We start from the raw sequence: 21050 nt of genomic DNA, 5'->3' as shown, positions 1-21050 counted from the left end.
GCTGGGCCCACCGGGGGCCCCGCCCCCGCCCCGCGGCGCCACGTGACCCCCCCCCCCCCCCCCCGGGGGCCCCCCCCCTCCCCCCCGGGGGCCCCCCCCCTCCGCCGTTGCGGAATGCCCCCACGCCGGAGCGAGTTTCGAACGTTCATCCCTCGCATCACGCGATCCGATGAGACGTGGCGGCCTCGCTCTCCACCCGGCCGCCCCGGCGGATAGCGTCACGCCCGTGAAGCTCGTGGTGCGCGTCAAGCTGCTCCCGACGCCTGAACAGGCGGCGGCACTCGAAGCGACACTTCGTTCCTGCAACGCGGCTGCCAACTGGCTCTCCGGCCTGGCGTTCGGCCATGGCCGGACTTCGCGGGCCGCGCTCCAGGCGCTGGCCTACACGCAGCTGAAGTCCCGGGGCCTGTCGGCACAGCCGGCCCTGCATGTCCTGCGGAAGGTCGCCGACGCCTACACGGCGGCGCGGGCGAACCGCACGGTCGAGAGGCCGATCAGCTTCCGGCCGGATGCGGCGCAGCCCTTCGACGATCGGTGCCTCTCCTGGCAGACGGAGGAGCGCACCGTGTCGATCTGGACGACGTCGGGACGGATGAAGGGCCTGACGTTCACCGGTCAGGATCGGCAGCTCGCGGCGCTGGCCCTGTACCGCAAGGGAGAATCGGACCTGCTGCACCAGGGCGGGCGGTGGTACCTGTTCGCGACCTGCGAGATCCCTGAGGCGCCGACGAACGCCGCCCCTCTCGGATTCGTGGGTGTGGATCTCGGGATCGTGAACATCGCGTCGACCTCCACCGGGCGTCGCCACAGCGGCCGTCGGCTCAACCAACTCCGCGAGGCCGGCCTCCGACTGCGCGCGAAACTGCAGAAGAAGGGTACGAAGTCCGCCAAGCGGCGGGCGAAGCGGCAGGCGGGCAGGGAAGCCCGCCGGAACCGGGACATCAACCACAAGATCAGCAAGTGCATCGTGGCGGAGGCCCAACGCACCGGTCACGGAATCGCCCTGGAGGACCTCACGGGCATCCGCGAGCGGGTACGGCTACGCAGGCCCCGACGCGTCACGCTGCACTCATGGCCCTTCCGGCAGCTCGGCACGTTCGTCGCCTACAAGGCACGGCGGGCCGGCGTGCCAGTGGTGTACGTCGATCCCGCGTACACCAGCCAGGAATGCTCCCGGTGTCATCACATCGACCGACGCAACCGGCCTTCCCAGGCCGTGTTCGCGTGCCGGGTCTGCGGCTTCGTCGAGCACGCCGACCTGAATGCGTCCCACAACATCGCCGCTCGCGGCTGGTGGACGTGGGTCCGCGGGGCCGAGTCACAGGTCCCTGCCCTCACTCTCACCATGTGAGGTCTGGACGCGGCCGGGCACCATCTGAGCCACAGATGACTTGAGCGGCAAACCTGGGGGTCCGATCCGATTCCCGAGTAGTAGACTAGGGATATGGCCATCATGCAGAACGACACCGCGACGGGTCGCCACGACCTCGAGCCGTTCTGGCCTTCCCGGCAGCACCACGACTTCGACCGGTGCTGTCGACGCGTGAGGAACGCGTCGGCCCTCTAACGCCCCGATCGGTTCGGTCCGATCCCGGCCTTCGGCCGCACGCGCACGACGTACGAGACCTCTCCGTCCGTTCCCCGCGTGAAAGAGCTGACCTGCCATGGCCCACACCCAGAGCGCCTCCCTCACGGCCGTCCGTCCCGGCCGGCACCGACTGCGTGCCGTCGATCCGAACGAGGTCGTCGACTTCTCCCAGGTGGCGGACTTCCTGCCGCCCGGCGCCACCCTGCTGCCCGCGCCGCAGCACGCGCTGCCGACGCTGCCGGGACGCCCGCCGATGGTCGGGTACCTCGTCCTCGTCCCTGCCGACCAGCAGCCGCACCTGCCCTCGGCCCCCGTCCCCGTCACGGCCCCGGTCGCGGCGGAGGAGCAGGGTCCGGTGGCGATCGACGGCGTCCAGCGGATCGCCCTCGTCGACGGCGAGGCGCTGGACCTGACATACCTCGAGTTCGAACTGCTCGCCCATCTGGTGGCACACCCCCACCGGGTGCACACCCGCGACCAGTTGGTCACGACGGTGTGGGGGTACGGGCACGTGGGCGACGGCCGGACGGTCGACGTGCACGTGGCCCGGCTGCGCCGCAAGCTGGGCGCCGAGCACCGCCACACGATCCAGACCGTGCGGCGGGTCGGCTACAAGTACACCCCCTGATCAGGCGGTGGTGCGGGACCTCGACCTCACCTTCGCCGTCAGCGCGAGGGTGAGGTCGACCGCCAGGAACAGCAGCAGGCTCAGGCCGAGCAGCGGGACGAACCAGCCGACGAGCGCCGTCGCCGCCGCGAGCGGCAGCAGCAGCGTCACCGGGACCTTCCGCCACGTGCCGCGCGCCACCGGCCGGCCCGGGCGGCGCAGCCACCACATGCGGTAGCCCCAGAGGACGAGCAGGACCAGGGCGAGCGCGAGCGCCGCGAGGGCCAGCTGGTTGAACAGGCCCAGGAACACGCCGGTGTGGGCGTCGATCCCTATGCGGGTGAGCTGCGCGAGCAGCGGATAGTCGTCGAAGCGCAGCCGGTCGAGGACGGTGCCGTCCGCCGGGTTCAGCGCCACCGAGTCCAGCTGCACCGGGAACTGGGTGTCGGTCTCCTTGACCACGTACCCCTTGCCCTCGGCGGGGAGCGCGACCGAGATCCGCGGGCTGTCGATGCCCGCGTCGCGGGCCGCCTCGACCGCCTTGTCGAGGCCGATGTCCGGACCCTGCGGGGTCGTCCCGCCGGGGTGCGCGCCGCCGTGGCCCTCGTGCTCGGAGCCGGGGTTCGCGCCGGCCGAGAGGGTGGGGGTGGCGCCGCCGAGACCGTCCTGGACGGTGCCGATGTTCTCGCCCGCGTAGCGCGACCAGGTCAGACCGGTCGCGGAGAGCAGGACCAGGCCGAGCGCCGCCCACAGGCCGACCGAGCCGTGCCAGGAGAGCGTGCGGCGGCGGGACTTCGGGCCGCGCTCGGGCAGGACGAGGGCGCGGCGGTTCTTCCGGCGGCGGCCCGCCCAGAGCAGGACACCGCCCAGCGCGATCACCCAGAGCCAGCTCGCGGCGAGTTCGCTGTAGTTGCGGCCGAGGTCGCCGAGGTGCAGGTCGCGGTGGAGGCCGTCGATCCAGGTGCGCAGCGGGAGGGCGCCGGAGCTGCCGTAGCTGGGCAGCTGTCCGCGTACGTCGCCGGTGTACGGGTCGACGAAGACGGCCAGCGAGGTGTCCTCGGGGACGTCGGGGTCGGCCATCAGGACGCGGGTGGTCGCGCCGGGTTCGGCGCCGGGCCAGACGGCGGTGACGGTGCCGTCCGGGTTGGCCTCGCGGGCGAGGTCCACCTGCCGGGAGAGCGGCAGAACGGTGTCGCCGACGGGGACTTCCAGCTCGTGCGCGTACACGGTCTTCTCCGCCTGGAAGGAGAGCGCGTAGAGCAGACCGCTGACGGCGGCCACGAGGAGGAAGGGGGCGACGAGGACGCCCGCGTAGAAGTGGAGGCGCAGGACGAGGGGGCGCAGGGCGCTCCAGGTGCCGGGCCGGGTGGGGGTCTTCGATGACGGTGGCGCTTCGGGACCGGGAGTTTCCGGGCGCGCGAGATCGTCGATGGTCATGACGGGCTGTCCTTGGAGTCGGTGTCTCGACAGGGGGAGGCGACCCCCGGGTCAGACGTGTGCTCCGAGGGCCGTGGCGCGGGGTACGGACAGCCGGGGCGGGCCGCGCCGGGAGAGGGCGTGCGCGAGGACGACGGTGTGCGGGCGCGGGGCGGTCCGCCGGGTGCGGCGGACCGGGCGGCGCGGGGCCTCGGGGACGGGGGCGAGGGCGAGGAGCAGGCGGAGCGGGGTGAAGGCGTGGGCGAGGGCGGCGCGGGCGAGCGTGAAGAACGCGGCTTCGCCGTGGGCGAGCCAGAGGCCGCAGAGGAGGGCGGCGAGGAGGTGGACGGCGACCATGCCGGCGCCGGAGGTCGTGCCCATGGGGTCGGCGGTGGCCATGACCATGCCGTCCATGGTGTCCGCCCCGTCCATGGCGTGCATGCCGTGCATCGCGTGCATGGCGTCCGCCCCGGGCATCGCGTGCATGGCGTCCGCCCCGGGCATCGCGTGCGTGCCGTCCGTCCCCGGCATGGGGTGACCCGCCGTCGCGAACAGCAGGTGCAGCGCGCCCTGGAGGGCCACCATGGCGCCCGCGATCGCGGGCGCGCCCCGGCGTCGTCCCGCCGCCGCCCAGGCCGCCGCCGCCGTCACGGCGAACGCGCCGGACAGGGTGGCCGCCGGGAGCTGATGGGCAGACATGGACGAATGCCCCACGGCGGCCAAAGTCACGCACACGACCGCGAAGAGTGCGGCTCGCAGGGCGCGCAGGGGCGACCGGGCATCCGTCATCGCCGCCATGGTGTCATCCCGGCCATGTGGCCGGACAGACCCCCTCCCGTCGCCGTTCCTCCCCTGGCGGAATCCTCCGGGAGCGGAACGCCCTGACACCGGCCGCCACCGGCGTGCAGGCTCGGGATCATGAAACTTCTGATGCTCGGAGGTACGGAGTTCGTCGGCCGCGCGGTCGTCGAGGACGCGCTCGCACGGGGCTGGGAGGTGACGGTCTTCCACCGGGGGCGGCACGCGGCTCCGGCGGGGGTCGCGTCGCTGACCGGGGACCGCACCGCGCCCGACGGACTCGCCGCCCTCGCCACCGGGTCCTGGGACGCCGTCGTGGACACCTGGTCGGCCGCCCCCTCGGCGGTCCGGGACGCGGCCCGGCTGCTCGCCGACCGGGTCGGTCGGTACGCGTACGTGTCGAGCCGCTCCGTGTACGCCTGGCCGCCGGCGGCGGGGCTCGCGGAGGACGGTCCGCTGGTGGAGGGCTCGCCGGACGACGGGGACGTGCCGTACGCGGAGGCCAAGCGGGGCGGCGAGCTCGCGGTCACCGGCGCGTTCGGCCCCGACCGGTCGCTGCTGGTGCGCGCGGGCCTCATCCTCGGTCCGTACGAGAACGTGGGCCGGCTTCCGTGGTGGCTGGGCCGGATCGCGCGCGGGGGCCCCGTCCTCGCCCCCGGGCCGCGCACGGCACCGGTCCAGTACGTCGACGTCCGGGACCTCGCCGCCTGGACGCTGGACGCGGTGGCGGCCGGTCTTTCGGGGCCGTACAACCTGGTCTCGCCGCCCGGCCACACCACGATGGGCGAGCTGCTCGACGCCTGCGTGCGGGCGACCGGGAGCGACGCCGAACTGCGCTGGACGGAACCGGAGGCGCTGCTCGCGGCGGGCGCGGCGCCCTGGACGGAGCTGCCGGTGTGGCTGCCGCCGGGCGAGATGTACGACGCGATGCACACGGCCGACGTCTCCCGCGCCGTCGCGGCCGGGCTGCGCTGCCGTCCGGCGGACGAGACGGCGGCGGACACGTGGGCGTGGCTGGAGTCCCTCGGCGGCGTCGCACCGCAGCGCCCGGACCGCGCGGGGGCGGGCCTCACCCCGGAGCGGGAGGCGGAGGTCCTGGCGGCGCTCGCGAAGGGGTAGGGGGTGTCCCGTCGATCGCGCCGCGAGCCCGGCCCGATCGACACGGCACCCCCAGGGGTGCCGTGATCCGTGCGACAGGCCCCCGGGTCCCTGTCGCACGGAACGGCCCGGACCGGGGCGATCCACTACCGTCGACACGAACCCGCACGAATCGGAGGAGTCGACGCCATGCCCGCCCTTTCCGCCACCTCCGTCGCCAACCTCCGCGATCTCGGCGGCCTGCCCCTCGGCGACGGGCGCTCGGTCCGTCCCGGCCTCGCCCTGCGCTCCGCGCAGCTCGACCGGCTCGACCCGGACGAACCCGTCGTGGCCGCGCTCGGTCTCCGTACCGTCGTCGACCTCCGTACGGAGACCGAGCGCCGCGACCGGCCGGACCGGGTCCCGCCCGGCGCCCGTCCGGTCGTCGCCGACGTCCTCGCCGACTACCTGGCGGGCAGCGGACTGCCTCCCGCCGCGCGCCTGAAGGCCCTGCTCACCGACCCCGCGCTCGCCGAGGAGCACCTCGGCGGGGGCAGGGTCCGGGAGGCGTTCGCCCGGACCTACCGGACCTTCGTCTCCGGCGACTCCGCCCGCGCCTCGTACGGCACGCTGCTGCGCGAGCTCGGCACGCCCGGCGCCGGCCCGCTGCTCTTCCACTGCTCGGCCGGCAAGGACCGCACGGGCTGGGCGGCGACCGTCGTCCTGTCGCTGCTCGGCGCGGACGAGGAGACCGTGCGGGCCGAGTACCTGTCGGTCAATCCGGCGGTGCGGCTGGCGTTCGCGCCGATGATCGAGGGCTTCACGGCCCAGGGCGGCGATCCCGAGCTCGCGCTCGACCTGATCGGGGTCGTGCCGGAGTACCTGGACGCGGCGCTCGACGAAGTGGCCGTGCGGCACGGGTCGATGGAGAAGTACGTACGGGAGGGGCTCGGCGTGCCGGACGCGGTGACGGCCCTGATCCGCGAGCGGCTGACGGTCTCGGCGGCCTGAGGGCGCGGGGGGGGCGGGAGCGCGGCGGCTTGAGGCCGCGGGGGGGGCGGGAGCGCAGGGTCCTGAGGGCGCGGGGGGCGGGGGTGCGGGGCCGTGGGGCCGTGGGCCCCCGGGGTGACCATCGGAAGAATCGCTCGTTCTGCTGAACGTGAGCACCCAGGATCTCGTTCCCTCGCCCGTGGGCCCCGTCGACGTCGAGCAGGCCGAGGCCGCGCTGGTCGAGCGGTACCCGCGGCTCGTCCGCATCGCCTATCTCGTCCTGCCGCCCGCGCTCGGGCGCAACCGCCGGGTGCTGACCGCGCACGCCCTCGTCCAGCGGTCGCTGCCGCGCCGCCGGGTCCCCGGGCCCGCCGTGCCCGGGCCGCGGCGGGCCGAGGACGCGGTGGATCCCGGCTACGCCTACGTGCGGGGCGAGGTGCTGCGGCAGGCGCTGCTCGCCGGACTCCCGCTCCGGCGGCTCGCGCTGCCGCGCCGGGCGCAGCTCCCTCCGCTCCTGCCGCACGTGTGGGGGCTCCGGCTCTTCCCCCGGGTGGGCGGCGCGGACGAACTCGCCCTGGACCAGCGGCTGTCCCGGCTCTCCGGCCCGGGCCGCGCCGCGTACGTGCTCCGCGGCCTGGAGCGGCAGGGCGACCCGGAGGTCCTGCGCGTCCTGGCGGCGGCGGGCGTCGAGGACCCGCGGGCGGCCCTGGCGGAGGCGGACGCGCTGGACGGGGCGGACGGCGGGGTGGACCCGGGGGCCGGGCCCGAGGGGGCCGCTCCCCCGGCCCCCGGCACGGCGGGCGGCGACGGCCCGCACCTCGGCGGTGCCGCCCTCCTGGAGTCGGACGAGTTCGATCCCTGTGCCCTGCAGGCGCGGCCCACGGATCTGATGCGGCGGCGCCAGCACGCCCGGGCCGCCCTCGTCGCCGTCGTGGCGCTCGTCGTGTGCGGGACCCTGCTCGGGCTTCCCGGCGACGGCTGGGGCAGAAACGGCGCCGCGGCCCCCTCGTACGCCCGTAACCCCGCCGCCGAGGCCGCCCTCGATCCCGGTGCGGTCAAGAGGGTGGATCCGGCGGTGTGGCCGGCGGCGACCCGGCGGGACTTCTCCGTGTGGCCCGCGCGCGGCGGACTGACCGGCGACAGCGCGCTGGTGCGACGGGCGCTCGCCGTGTGGGCCAGGCCCGGGGAGTCCGTGCGGTCCTCCGCGACGCCGGGGACGCCGGTCGGGCCGCCGATGGGGCCGCCGCAGCTGCTGTTCGCGGGCCGGGTCGACGCCATGCGCGTGGTGCTCTTCCACGACGGGCTCCGGGCCGTGCGGTACGCGGAGCCCGCCGAGGGGACCGCGGGCGCCGCGCTGGACTTCGCGCGGACGGACGCGGCCGACGCCGTCGGCGCCGCGGCGCTCGTCGTCTCCCGGGCGGCGGGCAACGTCCGCTATCTGACGGCCCCCTGGGTGCGCGAGACGGCCGTGCGGGACCTCCTCGCCCCCGCTAAGGAGCCCCGGGCGCTGGCCCGGGACGCCGACGGGGTGACCGATCCCGTACCGGCTCCGGCGCGGTCCGGCGGCTGCACCCGCTGGAACACGCTCCAGGTGCGGGACGGCGAAGGGGTGCGGCTCCTGACCGACCTCGGCGAGCTGGCGCCCGCCCGGCTGCTGTGGGGACCGCCCGCCTCGCCGGTGGACGCGACGGGCGCGGAGGCCCGGGGGGCCTGGGCGCGGACGGCGTGCCAGCTGGCGGTGGTGCGGGCGCACGGGGTGCGGTCCGTGAGTGCCTGGCCCTTCGCCCGGCAGCCGCTGCCGGAGGGTGCCGGGCGGGCCACCTGGGTGTGCACGCGCGCGGAGACCTGGCGGGGCACCGGCAGCAGGGTCCTCGCCCAGTTCCTGGTCCCGTCGCCCGGGGTCCCGGCCGCGCTCGCGGCCCGCTCCGAGGGCTCACCGGCCTGCGGGGCGCGTGATCCCCGGGTCCTGGCGGGCGTGCTGTGGCGGGCGCCGGGCGGCGGCTGGTTCGTCCTGGCCGCGGGCGGCGGGGACTTCACGTCCCTGGAGACCTCGGGCGGGGTGAGGGGCCGCTCCGACGGGCCGCTCCTGGCGGTGCGGGCGACGGCGGGCGCGCGGGCCGACCTGGACGGCACGCTGCGGGACGGGACCCGGATGGGTGCGCTGCGCTGATCCCGTGAGGACGCGCCGCGCCGATCCCGGAAAAAGACGTGTGCGGGGCCTGTTCTCACCCCTTACCCCTCAGTACATTGACGTCATGTCTAATACGCAGCCTGCACCGGTGGCGTCGGAGCACGTCGAGCTCAAGGCCCGCAAGGTCTCCTTCGACTGGGAGGAGACACCGCTCCACTGGGTCCCGGGCGATCCCTTCACCACGCACACCATCAACGTGCTGCACCTGTTGCTGCCGGCCGGCGAGCGCTGGTTCGTCCACGTCTACAAGCAGGCCCTGCCGTACATCACCGACGACCGGCTGCGCGAGGACGTCATCGGCTTCATCGGCCAGGAGGCCGTCCACTCCCAGGCCCATGACGACGTCCTCCCCCACCTGCGGAAGCTGGGCCTCGACCCCACCCCGTACACCGCGCAGGTCGACTGGTTCTTCGAGAAGCTCCTCGGGGACCGGACCCTCCCGCCCGGCCGGCCGCGCCGATGGTGGCTGATGGAGCGGGTCGCGCTGATCGCCGCCATCGAGCACTACACGGCCTTCCTCGGCGACTGGGTCCTCAACGCCGACGCGCTCGACCGGGCCGGCGCCGACCCGGTCATGCTGGACCTGCTGCGCTGGCACGGGGCCGAGGAGGTCGAGCACCGGGCCGTCGCCTTCGAGCTGTTCATGCACCTCGACGGCGGCTACCGGCGCCGCGCCCGCACCTGGGCGCTCGCCTTCTCCGCGCTCGTCTTCCTCTGGCAGCGGGGCATCCGGTTCTTCATGGAGAACGACCCCGGCCTGCTCGACCCGAAGTCCTCCTTCGCGGACTTCGTCCGCAAGGGCCGACAGGGCCTGCTGCCCTCCACCCCGGCCATGCTGCGCTCCATACCCCGCTACCTCAGCCGCGCCTACCACCCCTCGCAGGAGGGCGACACCGCGCAGGCCATGGCCTACCTCGCCTCCTCCCCCGGCGCCAACGGAGGCCGCTGATGCCCCGGTTCACCACCGTCGCCCTCGTCGCCGGCGCCGCGCTGCTCGTCCGCCGCGCCGTCCGCAGCCGCATGTCCACCGCCCCGCTGTGGCCGATGCCCGCCCTCGACACCCCCGTCTCCGGGTACGGGCGGGGCAGCACCGTCCCGCGCAGGGTGACCGTGACCCGCCGCACCACCCCCGCCGAGGGGGTCGTCGAACTGCGCCTGGAGGGCGACGGACTGCCCGGCTGGCAGCCGGGCGCCCACGTCGACCTCGTCCTGCCGTCCGGCCTCGTCCGGCAGTACTCGCTCTGCGGGGATCCGGCCGACCCGTCCGCGTACACCGTCGCCACCCGCATGATCGAGGACGGGCGCGGCGGCTCGCGCGAGGTCCACGAGCAGCTCCACGAGGGCGTGGAGATCGAGATCCGGGGGCCCCGCAACCGCTTCCCGCTCGTCGGCTCCCCGGCGTACGTCTTCGTCGCGGGCGGCATCGGCATCACCCCGGTGCTGCCCATGCTGCGCGCCGCCGAGGCGGCCGGGGCGGACTGGCGGCTCGTGTACTGCGGGCGGAGCCGGGCCACCATGCCCTATCTGGAGGAGATCGAGCGGCTCGGGGGCGGTGACCGGGTCACCGTCGTCGCGGAGGACGAATCCGGTCTGCCGGAGCTGGAGTTCCTCGGGCGACTGCCCGTCGGGACGACCGTCTACTGCTGCGGGCCCGACGGCCTGATGGACGCGGTGGCCGGGGCGATGCCGGACGGCCGGGCGCCGCGCCTGGAGCGCTTCGGCGCCGCCGCGCCGGCCGGCGGCACCGCCTTCGAGGTCGAACTGCGCCGGTCCGGGCGCACGGTGACCGTGGCGGCCGACCAGTCGGTCCTCGCGGCGGTCCGCGAGGAGGTGCCGGGACTCATGTACTCCTGCCGGCAGGGCTTCTGCGGCACCTGCCGACAGCGCGTCCTGGAGGGCGAGATCGACCACCGGGACGAGCTGCTCACCGACGAGGAGCGGGAGGGCTCGATGCTGATCTGCGTCTCGCGCTGCTCCGGCGGGCGGCTCGTCCTCGACCTGTAGGCACCCGCTAGGGAAGGACCAGCCAGTCCAGGGCCAGCGCCGCGAGGAGGCCTCCCACCAGGAGCCAGGTGCCGAGCCGCGTGCGGCCGTTGCGGGACAGCTCGATCACGATCCCGCAGAGGATCATCGCGAGGCCGTACACGCCGACGACCAGGACGGACGTACGGCTGGCGAGCCGGATGACCAGCACCACGGCCATGGCGACGAGGAGCACGGACGCGGCGGCGACGCGCAGCCGCCGCGCCTGCTTGGGGGTGAGCGCGCCGTCGGGCTCCTCCTCGGGCTCCTCCTCGGGCTCCTCGGGCTCCTCCTCCCCTTCCGGATCAGGGGAGTCGGGGGTCTCCTGGGCCTCTTCGGTCTCCCGGGGCTCTTCGGCCTCCGGGGCCTCGGCCGTCGGGGTGTCCTGGTCGGAAGCGCTCATGGGGCAGGAGCGTAACGGACGCGGTTAGGCTGTTCGTATGACGACCGGGGTACGCCGCAGGATGGGCGTCGAGGAGCGCAAGCAGCAGCTGATCGGGGTGGCCCTCGAACTCTTCAGCCACCGCTCTCCCGACGAGGTCTCCATCGACGAGATCGCCGCGGCCGCGGGCATCTCACGGCCGCTGGTCTACCACTACTTCCCCGGCAAGCAGAGCCTCTACGAGGCGGCGCTGCGGCGGGCGGCGGACGAGCTCGCGGCCCGGTTCGTGGAGCCGCCGCAGGGGCCGCTCGGGGCGCGGCTGCTGCGGGTGATGGGCCGGTTCTTCGACTTCGTGGACGAGCACGGGCCCGGCTTCGCGGCGCTGATGCGCGGCGGTCCGGCGGTCGGCTCGTCGACGACGAACGCGATGATCGACGAGGTCCGGCAGGCCGCGTACGAGCAGATCCTGGCGCATCTGGACGTCGAGGAGCCCTCCGCGCGGCTCGAACTGGTCGTCCGTTCCTGGGTGTCGCTCGCCGAGTCGACGGCGCTGCTCTGGCTGGACGGCCGCCGGGTCCCGCGCGCGGAGCTGGAGCTCCAGCTGGTGCACGACTTCGCGGCGCTGGCCGCGGTGAGCGCCGCGTACGACACGGACATGGCGGAGATCCTGGTCGGCATCCTCGCCGACGAGCCGGCCGACGGCCCCTTCGGGGAGCTGGTGGCCCGGCTCGCCGCGCTGGTCCCGCAGGCGTCGCCGGTGTTGCCCGATCAGCGCTTGCGGTAGGAGCCGTCGAGGTCGCGGACCTCGACGGAGAGCCTGACCCCCTCGGTGGCCTTGAGGTGGGCGGGGAGCAGGTCGAGGACGGCGTCCGCGAGGCGGGCCTTGGCCTCGTCCGTACGGCCCGCGAGGAGGGCGATCTCGACGTGCACGATGACGTCGTCGGTCGCCCCGTCGCCGACGACCAGCTCCTCGACCTCCCGGAACCGGGTCTTGCAGGCGCCGAGCGTCGCGTCGACCGTCTCCACGACGAGGGGGTGCAGGGCGCGCGCGAAGCCGCGCCGGTCCAGCGGCGCGGAGTAGTCGACGGTGATCTGCGGCATGGGGGTCACTCCTGGGGAAACGGATGTCTGGCCACACCATTACGGTGATCGCCATGACGGCACAAGTGACCTTCCGGCAGGCGGACGAACGCGATCTCGACCTTCTGGTGGAGTTGTTCGACGGGGTGGCGCGCTGGATGGTGCGCGGCGGGATCGACCAGTGGAAGCCGGGGGCCCGGGGCCCCGGGCACTTCCGCGCGCGGATCGCCGAGGGCGAGGTGTGGCTCGCCGCGGACGGGGGACGGACCGTGGGGGCGTACGAGCTGTGGTGGGAGGACCGGGAGGTCTGGGGGCCGCAGCCGCCGGTGGCCGGGTACGTGCACCGGCTGATGACCGACCGGGAGGCGGCGCCGGCCGGTGCGGGGCGGGTGCTGCTCGCGCACGCGGAGGAGCGGATCGCCGCCTCGGGGCGGACGCTGGCCCGGCTGGACTGCGAGGCGCGCAACCTCGTCCTGGGGACGTACTACGAGGGCGCGGGGTACGCGGACGCCGCCCCGCGCCTGGAGAAGGCGGGGGCGGACGGCCGCCGGTACGAGGTGCGGCTGATGGAGAAGGCCCTGGCGTGACGGGTGCCGCGCCAGGGCGGGTGGGTCAGTTCGCGGCCTCGAAGACCGCGACCGTGCGGGCGGGGACCGTGAAGGTGCCCGATGCCGGCTCGTACGCGGCCGTCTTCACGACCGGGTCGGAGCCGCCGGCCTGGAGCGGGTGGAGGCGGTAGCCCTTCCCGGCGAGCCCCGCGACCTTCTGCGCGGTGCCTCCCGGGGTCGCGTTGAGGACGACGACCAGGTCGCCGAGGCGCATGGTGATCACGCCGGGGGTCTCGTCGCGGCCGGAGAGCGGGAAGGTCAGGGCCTCCTGGACCCGGTCCGCCGTGGCCAGGGAGAAGACCGGCTCGGTGGTGCGGATCCTCTGGAGGTCCCGGTAGGCGGCGGAGGCGCCGTCGATCTGCGCGCAGCCGACGGTCAGGGCAGGGTTCGAGAGCAGCGGCCTGCCGTAGGACCACTTGGCCTTGTTGTCGGCGGCCGGCGGCAGGCCGCGGCCGAAGCCGTTGCCGTCGCGGCAGTCCCAGTGGATCGCGTTGAACCAGTCGCCGCTGTCGAAGGAGTTGCGGTCCAGGGACTTGGACCGGAGCAGGTCCGAGCCGGCCTGGGAGAGCGCCGGGCCCTGCGAGAGGGTGGCCGTCGCCAGGGCGATGACCTGCATGCGGGCCCGGTCGGCCGGGGACGTGTCCGCCGGGAGCTTGAAGGCGAGCGCGTCGTACAGGGACTCGTTGTCGTGGGCGTCGGCGTAGGCGAGGGCGTCACCGGGGGCGGTGGCGTACCCGGCGGGGGCGCCGTTGTAGTCGACCTCGGAGCCCTTGACCGTGCGCCCGGAGGTGTCGGTGAAGGAGTAGCCGGCGAGGTTGCCGGTGAGGCCGACCTTGATGAGGTCCTGGTAGTGCAGGAGGCGGGCCTTCTGCTGCTCGGGGGTGCCGTTGGCGGCCGAGGCGTTGGGGTCGGTGTAGAGGCCGGAGGCGAAGCCCTGGACGCCGGGGTCCTCGTCGAAGGGGCCGCCGCCGCGGACGGCGTCGCGGGCCCGGTCGGAGAAGGTCGCGACGCCGGTCCCGGCCATGTTCTTCTGGGTGGCCTGGACGAAGCGGGCGTCGTCGGCGATCTCGCCGAAGTTCCAGCCCTCGCCGTAGAGGACGACGGCCTTGCCGTCGACGCCGTCCTTCTCGACGGTCAGCGCGTCGAGGGCCTTGCGCACGGCCAGGATGTTCGCCTTGGGGTGGTGGCCCATGAGGTCGAAGCGGAAGCCGTCGACCTTGTAGTCCTTGGCCCAGGTGACGACCGAGTCGACGACGAGCCTGCCCATCATGGCGTTCTCGGGCGCGGTGTTGGCGCAGCAGGTGGAGGTGGCGACGGAGCCGTCGGCCTGGAGGCGCTGGTAGTAGCCGGGCACGATCTTGTCGAGGACGGACTTGTCGGACTGTCCGGCGGCGACGGTGTGGTTGTAGACGACGTCCATGACGGTGCGCAGTCCGTCGCCGTTGAGGGCCTGGACCATCTGCCGGAACTCGACCGTGCGGCGGGTGCCTTCGGGGTCGGTGGCGTAGGAGCCCTCGGGGACGGTGTAGTGGAGGGGGTCGTAGCCCCAGTTGTAGGCGTCCTTCGCCGCGGCGGCGGTGACGCAGGCCTGCTGCTCCTCGGAGTCGGGGGCGTAGACCTTGAGGTCGCAGGCGGGGCCGGTCTGCGCGGACTTCTTCTCGGGGACGGTGCCGAGGTCGAAGGCGGGGAGCAGGTGGACGTAGGAGGTGCCGGAGGCGGCGAGCGCCTTCAGGTGCTGTGAGCCCTTGCTGTCCCGGTCGGTGAAGGCGAGGTAGGTGCCGCGGTGGTCGGCCTTCGCGGTGGGGTCGGCGATCGAGAAGTCCCGGATGTGGAGTTCCTGGATCTGGGCGTCCCGCAGCGGTACGGCGGCGGGCTTGCGCAGGGTCCTCCAGCCTGCGGGGGCGAGCTTCGGGTCGGTGAGGTCGACGGCGAGGCTGCGGGCCGAGTCGGTGGTGAGGGCGGTGGAGTAGGGGTCGGTGACCCGGTTCTCGACGATCTTCTGGACGGTGGGGGCCCAGACCTTCACGACGTACCGGTAGGGCTTGCCGGTCCAGGTGCGGGGGCCGGTGACGGACCAGACGCCGGAGGTGTCGTCGCGCCGCATGGGCACGGTCTTCCCGTCGAGTTCGAGGGCGACGGTCCGGGCGGTGGGGGCCCAGACGGAGAGGGTGGTGCCGCCCTTCCGGAAGGTCGGTCCGAGGTCCGCCCCGGTGGCCTTCGCCGCGTAGAGGTCGTCGAGGACGCCGGCGGTCTGGACGCCGGTGGCGGCGAGCAGGGCGCCGTTGGCGGCGCGCTGGGTGGCGATGAGCTGGCCGCGCAGGGAGTCCCGTGCCCGGTCGGTGTCGCGCGGGTCGACGGTGAAGGCCGGGTAGTCCTTGAGGTGGGGGTGCTTCGCCTTCTGGGCGTCGGTGAGCGTGGCGGGGTTGAGGCGGAGCCACTGGCCCTCGGTGTTCAGGGCGCCGTCGGTGACGGTGATCCCGCCGTCCTTGGCGTACACCAGCTGCTGGCTGGTGGCGTCGGTGGTCTTCACCTTCCAGACGACGGTGTTCCGGTCGATCCACTGGGCCTCGGCCTTGCCGAGGTCGAGGTTCGGGGAGCCTCCGACGGTCGGGAGGAGGTACGCGGGCTGTCCGGAGAGCGCCCAGATCTCGTGGCCGTAGGTGGCGAGGTCGAGGGACTGGTCGGTGGGCAGGTCCTTCTCGTCGCCCTTGTGGAGGATGTACGAGAGGGAGCTCGCGCCGTCGGTGAGCGGGACCTCGTAGACGGCGCCGTACGCGTCGAAGCGCACCGGCATGAGGGGCTTGGACCAGTCGGTGGGCTGGGCGGCGCCGGTCCAGGTGTGGAGGCCCCAGCCGTCGTAGTTGCCGTCGGCCCGCTGGTAGTGGAGGACGGCCTTCGTCCTGTCCGGGGTGGCGGGGGCCGGGTCGGTGTCGGACTGGCCGTCGGCGCCCTGCGTGATCCAGACCTCGCCGGTCCGGCCGAGGTCGACGCTGCGACGCGGGCCGTCGGCGGTTCCGTCCTTCTCGACGGTGTACGCGACGGTGGAGGCGCCCTCGGGCACCTTGACCCAGGCGAAGGCGCCGTGGGCGTCGCGTCCGGTGAAGGCGGCTTCCTGGCCGGCGGCCTTCAGGGTCCAGCCGTCGTAGTTCCCGTCCGCGCGCTGGTAGTGCACGACGGCGTAGGCGCGCTCGACGGCGACCGGCTTCTCGGGGGCCGGGGGCGCGCCCGCGGTGGTGGCGGCGAGGGCGCTCGCGGTGCGGCCGGCGGCGTCGACGGCGACGGCCTTGTAGCGGAGGGCGGTGCCGGCGGGGGCGGTGACGTGCTGGGTGACCTTGTAGGGGGCGTGGTCGGCGGTGCCGAGCGTCTGCCAGCGGCCGTCGCCGACCTGGGCGGCGAAGACGACCCGGTTCAGGCCGCCGCCGGTGACGTCGGCGGAGAGCTCGACGGTGCCGGTGGAGCCGGCGGCCGGGGCCTTGAGCGTCACGGTGGGCTTCGTCGCCGGGGCGGGCAGCGGTGCGTCGGCCCTGAGGACCAGGGTGGCGAGGGCCGGGACGGTGACGGTGACCTTGCCGTCCTTCGCGGTGACGGCGCCCTGACCCCCGTACAGGGTGCGGAAGGCCGCGGAGTCGACGGGGACGGTGACGGTCTTCGGTGTGGTGGCGCCGTTGGTGGCGACGAGGTACTCGGTGCGCTGCTCCGGGTCGGTGCGGGTGAAGGCGTAGACGGAGCCCTCGGCGTGGCGCTCGCGCTGGACGCCGTCGCGGAGGGCCGGGTTCTCGCGGGTGAGCTTCGACAGGGCGGCGATCGACCGGTACAGCGGGTGGGTGGGGTCGTACGCGTCGGAGGCGTGGGTGCGGTCGGTGCCGAGCTGGTCGTCGTCGAGGTAGTCGGCGGTCCGCGAGGCGAAGAGCGTCTGGCGGGCGTCCTTGTCGCCGCCGGGGCCGGTGAAGCCCTGCTCGTCGCCGTAGTAGATCACCGGGTTGCCCCGGGAGAGGAACATCAGCTCGTTGGCGAGCCGGTCGCGGCGGACGAGTTCGTCGTCGGAGGCGTTCGGGTTGTCCTGCTTCAGGAAGGCGCCGAGGCGGCCCATGTCGTGGTTGCCGAGGAAGGTCACCTGCTCGTAGGCGTTGGCCTTGTCGGTGGTGTACCGGTAGTCCTCGGCGAAGACCTCGGCGAGGCGGTGGGCTCCGGCGCCCTGGGAGGCGAAGGCGCGGGCGGCGTCCTGGAAGGGGAAGTCGAGGGTGGCGTCGAGCCGGCCCCGGGTGACGTACGGGGAGGTGACGGCGGTGTCGGCGGAGTAGACCTCGCCGAACATGAAGAAGTCCTCGCGGCCCCGCTTCTTCGCGTAGGCGTCGAGGGCGGTGGCCCACTGCGTCCAGAAGTCCAGGTCGACGTGTTTGACGGTGTCGATGCGGAACCCGTCGATGTCGAAGTCGCGGACCCACTTCTCGTAGATCCTCTTCATGCCCTCGACGACCTCGGGGCGCTCGGTCCACAGGTCGTCGAGGCCGACGAAGTCGCCGTACTCGGCGGACTCGCCGGCCCAGGTGGAGTCGCCCCGGTTGTGGTACATCGTGGGGTCGTTCAGCCAGGCGGGGACCTTGCCGCCGGTCGTCGTCGGCGTGTACGGGAACGAGTCCGCGTCCACCTTCCCGATCGCGGCGCGGTCGTCGAAGGGGCGGCCGGAGGCGTCGAGGTACGGGTAGGCGCCCTTGGGGCGGTAGCCGTAGGCCTTCTCCGCGTAGTCGACGGTGTCGGCGGTGTGGTTGGTGATGACGTCGAAGAAGACCTTCATGCCCTTGGCGTGGGCGGCGGCGATCAGCCTCTTCAGGTCCTCGTTGGTCCCGAAGTGGGGGTCGACCTGGGTGAAGTCGGTGATCCAGTAGCCGTGGTATCCGGCGGAGGCGTCCTTGCCGGTGCCCTGCACGGGCCGGTTCTTGAAGATCGGCGCCATCCAGATGGAGGTGGTGCCGAGGCCCTTGATGTAGTCGAGCCGCCGGGTGAGGCCCTTGAGGTCGCCGCCCTGGTAGAAGCCCTTGTCGGACGGGTCGAAGCCGGTCTGCGTCCGGCTGCCGGTGAGTCCGCCGCGGTCGTTGGAGGTGTCGCCGTTGGCGAAGCGGTCGGGCAGGACGAAGTAGAACTGCTCGCGGGTGAGGTCGTGGCGGGCGGGCTGCGCGGCGAGGGTCCGGTCGGAGGGCGGGGCGGGCGGCCGGGGTGCGGCCGTCGCGGGGACGGCGGGCACGAGGGCGGCGCACAGGGCGGCGGCCAGCGCGGCCGCCGTTCTCTTGCGTATCACGGGGGGTGCTCCCTGGAGGTACGGGAAGAGGGGCCGCCCCGGCGGGGCGGCCCTGGGGGGGGGAGGCTCAGCTGCGGAAGGCGTCGTTCAGGACGGTCTGGCCCGACGACGGGACCGTCGCGGTGCGGTTGGCGCCGGACTCCCAGGTGACGTTCCCGGCGGCGTCCTTGCGGAGGTACTTGTACTCGAAGGCCGTTCCGGCGGGCAGCGGCACCGTCAGCTTCCAGACGGGGTACGCGGCCGGGTCGAGCTTGAGGGCGGAGGCGGGGGCCCAGTTGCCGAGCTCGGGGCGGTTGCCGGTGACGTAGATGTTCTGGCCGGTGACCGTGGTGGCGTTCACCTGGAAGGAGGCGCCGGCGGTGGCCGGCTGCGTGCCGCAGGTCATGGCCCCGGTGTGGAGGGCGACGGCGGTGTTCGCGGCGAGGGTGGCCGTGAACTGCCCGGACGCGTTCACCGTGACGGCGGTGTTGCTCTGCACGTCGCAGTAGGTGCCGGCGGGCAGGGAGGTCTGGAAGGCGCGGGTGAGGGCCGAGGACTCGTGGTTGATCGCCACGTACGCCTTGGAGCCGCGGCCGAACGCGATCGCGTTGCCGCCGTTGTCCCACCAGTTCGTGACGGCCTGCCCGCGGGCGGTGTTGCGGAAGGCGACCATCGAGGAGATCTCGCGCCAGGCGTGCTGGCACTTCCAGCCGTCGCTGTAACAGGCTTTGACCTGGCCGTTGTTCGGCGGGCCCGCGTCCTTGTCGGTCCACTCGTAGCCGGAGTGGACGTCCGGGGAGCCGTAGGGCCAGGCCAGCATGAAGACGGAGGCGAGGGTGTAGTTCGCGCCGTCCTTGTAGCTGAGGGTGTCGCCGCCGCGCTCGGTGTCGTGGTTGTCGACGAAGACGCCGGACTGGCCGGAGGGCATGTACCCCCAGGCCTCGCCGAAGTTCTTGAGGTAGGCGAGCTTCTCGTTCTGCAGGACCCGCTTGAGGTCGCGGGCGTAGCGGAACTCCTGGACGTCGCCGTTGCCGAGGTACTCGCTCGGGGAGACGGCCTCGCCGGCGCCGTAGATGGCCTCCTGCTTCCAGAACACGTTCGGGTTCGTCAGCCGGGACTTGATGTTCGCGAGGTCGGCGGCCGGCATGTGCTTGGCGGCGTCGATCCGGAAGCCGTCGACGCCCAGCGACAGCAGGTCGTTGAGGTAACCGGCTATCTTGCCGCGGACGTGGTCCTCGCCCGTGTCGAGGTCGGGGAGCTGGACCAGTTCGCAGTTCTGGACGTTGGCGCGGTCCTGGTAGTTGGAGATGGTCGCCCGGCAGTCGTCCATGTCGGCGCCCGAGTAGAGGCCGGGGTAGTCGTACTTGGAGAACGGGGTCCCGCCCGTTCCCGTGCCCGAGCCGTTCGCCATGTGGTTGACGACGGAGTCGGCGACGACCTTGACGCCCGCCGCGTGGCAGGCGTCGATCATGTTCTTGAAGGCGGCGCGGTCGCCGAGGCGTCCGGCGATCCTGTAGCTGACCGGCTGGTACGAGGTCCACCACTGGCCGCCCTGGAGGTGCTCCTGGGGCGGCGAGACCTGGACGTATCCGTATCCGGCGGGGCCGAGGCGGTCGGTGCACTCCCGGGCGATCGAGGCGAAGTTCCACTCGAACATCACCGCGGTGACGTCCTTCTCGCCGGGCGGGGCGGCCTGCGCCGGGGCGTTGCCCGTGACGGCCACAGCGGCTCCCGCCACGAGGGCGAGTGCAGCGGCCACGGTCTTCCTGGCCATGTCTCCTCCTGCTGACTTCACTGTCGCAAGAAGTTGCCGAAAGGTTCAGCAACTGTTTTCAGCCGTGACCGTACGAGTGCCCCGGCGCCCGGTCAACCCTCCGGACGCCCCGACGCGACTTGTTACGAAAGGAGTTGGGGAAGCCGGCCGGGCGGCTGCGCCGTGGAACCGCGCACCACCAGCTCGGGCTGGAAGACGAACTCCGTGCGCTGCACCGGGTTGCCCTCGATCTCCTCCAGGAGCGCGCCGACCGCGGCCGTCGCCATGGCCTGCACGGGCTGGCGCACGGTGGAGAGCGGGGGGCTGGTGAAGGCGATGAGCGGCGAGTCGTCGAAGCCGACGACGGAGACGTCGCCGGGCACGTCGAGGCCGCGGGCGCGGACCGCGCGGATGACGCCGAGCGCCATCAGGTCGGAGCCGCAGACGATGCCGGTGCAGCCCTCGCGGAGCAGGATCTCGGCCGCCGCGTGGCCGCCCTCGACACCGAAGAGCGTGGGCCTGATGAACCGCTCGGCATCGGTCCGTTCGACGCCGAGGAGCTCGTACAGCTCGGCGGTGAAGCCCTCGGCCTTGCGGCGCGAGGGCACGTAGCGGGTGGGGCCGATGGCGAGGCCGATCCGCTCGTGGCCCAGTTCGACCAGGTGCCGGACGGCCATGCGGGCCGCGGCCCGGTCGTCCGGGGAGACGAAGTTGGCGTCGATGTGCTCGTTGTAGCCGTTGATGAGAACGTACGGGACGCCCCGGGCCGACAGCCGGGCGTAGCGGGCGGGGTCGGCGGTGGCGTCCGCGTGCAGCCCGGAGAGGAAGACGATGCCGGCCACCCCGCGCTCCACGAGCTGTTCGACGAGCTCGTCCTCGGTGGCGCCGCCGGGCATCTGGGTGCAGAGCACCGGGGTGTAGCCGTGCCCGGCGAGGACCTGTTCGACGACCTGCGCGAAGGCGGGGAAGATCGGGTTGGTCAGCTCGGGCACGACGAGCCCGACGAGGCCCGCGCTGCGGCGTTTGAGCCGTACGGGGCGCTCGTAGCCGAGCACGTCGAGCGCCGCGAGCACCTTGTGCCGGGTCGCGCCGGCCACCCCCGCCTTGCCGTTGAGGACCCGGCTGACGGTGGCCTCGCTGACGCCGGACTGGGCCGCGATGTCCGCGAGCCGCGGGGGGGGGGGGGGCGGCCCCCCCCCCCGCGGGGGGGTGGGCACACCCACCCCACCGGGGGGGGGGGGGGGGCGCCCGGCCGACGCCGCG

Annotated in this window: 16 protein-coding genes; 9 read left to right on the top strand and 7 right to left on the bottom strand. The window is 73.7% G+C overall.

The genetic code is table 11. The annotated features are described in order from the left end of the window. Positions 1 to 226: 226 nt before the first annotated feature. Together ACFV2S_RS22250 and ACFV2S_RS22245 are read left to right on the top strand one after the other, a co-directional pair. A complete protein-coding gene (locus ACFV2S_RS22250) occupies positions 227 to 1351 on the top strand; it encodes an RNA-guided endonuclease InsQ/TnpB family protein (RefSeq protein WP_385561761.1) in 1125 nt (374 codons plus the stop codon). A 313-nt stretch (positions 1352 to 1664) separates the two neighbouring features. Further along, positions 1665 to 2216, top strand: coding sequence for a winged helix-turn-helix domain-containing protein (locus ACFV2S_RS22245; protein WP_385561759.1), 552 nt, complete (start codon positions 1665 to 1667; stop codon positions 2214 to 2216). Here ACFV2S_RS22245 and ACFV2S_RS22240 read toward each other — a convergent pair whose 3' ends face one another. Together ACFV2S_RS22240 and ACFV2S_RS22235 are read right to left on the bottom strand one after the other, a co-directional pair. Continuing rightward, positions 2217 to 3632, bottom strand: coding sequence for a PepSY-associated TM helix domain-containing protein (locus ACFV2S_RS22240; protein ID WP_385561756.1), 1416 nt, complete (start codon positions 3630 to 3632; stop codon positions 2217 to 2219). It abuts the gene before it with no gap. A 51-nt stretch (positions 3633 to 3683) separates the two neighbouring features. Beyond that, positions 3684 to 4310: a hypothetical protein gene (locus ACFV2S_RS22235; RefSeq protein ID WP_385561753.1), complete on the bottom strand. Its 627-nt coding sequence runs from the start codon at positions 4308 to 4310 to the stop codon at positions 3684 to 3686. 219 nt (positions 4311 to 4529) lie between these two features. On the opposite strand from ACFV2S_RS22235, the gene ACFV2S_RS22230 reads away from it, so the two are divergent. The 5 genes from ACFV2S_RS22230 to ACFV2S_RS22210 all read left to right on the top strand — a co-directional run bounded on the left by ACFV2S_RS22230 (position 4530) and on the right by ACFV2S_RS22210 (position 10671). Continuing rightward, entirely contained in the window at positions 4530 to 5528 is a 999-nt protein-coding gene (locus ACFV2S_RS22230) for an NAD-dependent epimerase/dehydratase family protein (protein ID WP_385561750.1), read from the top strand. A 168-nt stretch (positions 5529 to 5696) separates the two neighbouring features. Beyond that, positions 5697 to 6497: a tyrosine-protein phosphatase gene (locus ACFV2S_RS22225; RefSeq protein ID WP_385561747.1), complete on the top strand. Its 801-nt coding sequence runs from the start codon at positions 5697 to 5699 to the stop codon at positions 6495 to 6497. Positions 6498 to 6645: 148 nt separating this feature from the next. Then, positions 6646 to 8646 carry a hypothetical protein gene (locus ACFV2S_RS22220; RefSeq protein ID WP_385561744.1) on the top strand — a complete coding sequence of 667 codons (2001 nt, stop codon included), beginning with the start codon at positions 6646 to 6648 and terminating at the stop codon, positions 8644 to 8646. 85 nt (positions 8647 to 8731) lie between these two features. Continuing rightward, on the top strand, positions 8732 to 9616 hold the full coding sequence (locus ACFV2S_RS22215) for a metal-dependent hydrolase (protein ID WP_383795097.1): 885 nt from the start codon (positions 8732 to 8734) through the stop codon (positions 9614 to 9616). Then, on the top strand, positions 9616 to 10671 hold the full coding sequence (locus ACFV2S_RS22210) for a PDR/VanB family oxidoreductase (protein WP_385561740.1): 1056 nt from the start codon (positions 9616 to 9618) through the stop codon (positions 10669 to 10671). Before ACFV2S_RS22215 ends, ACFV2S_RS22210 begins: the two co-directional genes overlap by 1 nt. Positions 10672 to 10678: 7 nt before the next feature. Here ACFV2S_RS22210 and ACFV2S_RS22205 read toward each other — a convergent pair whose 3' ends face one another. Continuing rightward, positions 10679 to 11092, bottom strand: coding sequence for a hypothetical protein (locus ACFV2S_RS22205; protein WP_385561737.1), 414 nt, complete (start codon positions 11090 to 11092; stop codon positions 10679 to 10681). 37 nt (positions 11093 to 11129) lie between these two features. On the opposite strand from ACFV2S_RS22205, the gene ACFV2S_RS22200 reads away from it, so the two are divergent. Continuing rightward, on the top strand, positions 11130 to 11855 hold the full coding sequence (locus tag ACFV2S_RS22200; protein ID WP_385561734.1) for a TetR/AcrR family transcriptional regulator: 726 nt from the start codon (positions 11130 to 11132) through the stop codon (positions 11853 to 11855). Here the strand turns inward: ACFV2S_RS22200 and ACFV2S_RS22195 are convergent. Further along, on the bottom strand, positions 11840 to 12172 hold the full coding sequence (locus ACFV2S_RS22195; protein ID WP_385561731.1) for a 5-carboxymethyl-2-hydroxymuconate Delta-isomerase: 333 nt from the start codon (positions 12170 to 12172) through the stop codon (positions 11840 to 11842). The genes ACFV2S_RS22200 and ACFV2S_RS22195 overlap by 16 nt on opposite strands. Positions 12173 to 12225: 53 nt before the next feature. Here ACFV2S_RS22195 and ACFV2S_RS22190 point away from each other — a divergent pair, with 53 nt between their 5' ends. Next, a complete protein-coding gene (locus tag ACFV2S_RS22190; RefSeq protein ID WP_385561728.1) occupies positions 12226 to 12738 on the top strand; it encodes a GNAT family N-acetyltransferase in 513 nt (170 codons plus the stop codon). 25 nt (positions 12739 to 12763) lie between these two features. On the opposite strand, the gene pulA is transcribed toward ACFV2S_RS22190, so the two are convergent. The 3 genes from pulA to ACFV2S_RS22175 all read right to left on the bottom strand — a co-directional run bounded on the left by pulA (position 12764) and on the right by ACFV2S_RS22175 (position 21010). Next, entirely contained in the window at positions 12764 to 18055 is a 5292-nt protein-coding gene (pulA, locus tag ACFV2S_RS22185) for a pullulanase-type alpha-1,6-glucosidase (protein ID WP_385561724.1), read from the bottom strand. Positions 18056 to 18122: 67 nt separating this feature from the next. Continuing rightward, the gene (locus ACFV2S_RS22180; RefSeq protein ID WP_385561721.1) at positions 18123 to 19808 is read right to left on the bottom strand and encodes a carbohydrate-binding module family 20 domain-containing protein; all 1686 of its coding nucleotides are present in this window, start codon (positions 19806 to 19808) and stop codon (positions 18123 to 18125) included. A 122-nt stretch (positions 19809 to 19930) separates the two neighbouring features. Continuing rightward, the gene (locus tag ACFV2S_RS22175; RefSeq protein ID WP_385561718.1) at positions 19931 to 21010 is read right to left on the bottom strand and encodes a LacI family DNA-binding transcriptional regulator; all 1080 of its coding nucleotides are present in this window, start codon (positions 21008 to 21010) and stop codon (positions 19931 to 19933) included. Positions 21011 to 21050 lie beyond the last annotated feature (40 nt).

The sequence above is a fragment of the Streptomyces sp. NPDC059695 genome (genome assembly GCF_042733785.1).
In the GTDB taxonomy this organism is placed as follows: Bacteria; Actinomycetota; Actinomycetes; order Streptomycetales; family Streptomycetaceae; genus Streptomyces.
This window is presented reverse-complemented; position numbering and strand designations above follow the sequence as displayed.

Bases quoted from the DNA above. Each gene is read 5' to 3' on its own strand.
- ACFV2S_RS22245 (WP_385561759.1), top strand. From the start codon at position 1,665: ATGGCCCACACCCAGAGCGCCTCCCTCACGGCCGTCCGTCCCGGCCGG.
- ACFV2S_RS22240 (WP_385561756.1), bottom strand. From the start codon at position 3,632: ATGACCATCGACGATCTCGCGCGCCCGGAAACTCCCGGTCCCGAAGCG.
- ACFV2S_RS22235 (WP_385561753.1), bottom strand. From the start codon at position 4,310: ATGTCTGCCCATCAGCTCCCGGCGGCCACCCTGTCCGGCGCGTTCGCC.
- ACFV2S_RS22230 (WP_385561750.1), top strand. From the start codon at position 4,530: ATGAAACTTCTGATGCTCGGAGGTACGGAGTTCGTCGGCCGCGCGGTC.
- ACFV2S_RS22225 (WP_385561747.1), top strand. From the start codon at position 5,697: ATGCCCGCCCTTTCCGCCACCTCCGTCGCCAACCTCCGCGATCTCGGC.
- ACFV2S_RS22215 (WP_383795097.1), top strand. From the start codon at position 8,732: ATGTCTAATACGCAGCCTGCACCGGTGGCGTCGGAGCACGTCGAGCTC.
- ACFV2S_RS22210 (WP_385561740.1), top strand. From the start codon at position 9,616: ATGCCCCGGTTCACCACCGTCGCCCTCGTCGCCGGCGCCGCGCTGCTC.
- ACFV2S_RS22205 (WP_385561737.1), bottom strand. From the start codon at position 11,092: ATGAGCGCTTCCGACCAGGACACCCCGACGGCCGAGGCCCCGGAGGCC.
- ACFV2S_RS22200 (WP_385561734.1), top strand. From the start codon at position 11,130: ATGACGACCGGGGTACGCCGCAGGATGGGCGTCGAGGAGCGCAAGCAG.
- ACFV2S_RS22195 (WP_385561731.1), bottom strand. From the start codon at position 12,172: ATGCCGCAGATCACCGTCGACTACTCCGCGCCGCTGGACCGGCGCGGC.
- ACFV2S_RS22190 (WP_385561728.1), top strand. From the start codon at position 12,226: ATGACGGCACAAGTGACCTTCCGGCAGGCGGACGAACGCGATCTCGAC.
- ACFV2S_RS22180 (WP_385561721.1), bottom strand. From the start codon at position 19,808: ATGGCCAGGAAGACCGTGGCCGCTGCACTCGCCCTCGTGGCGGGAGCC.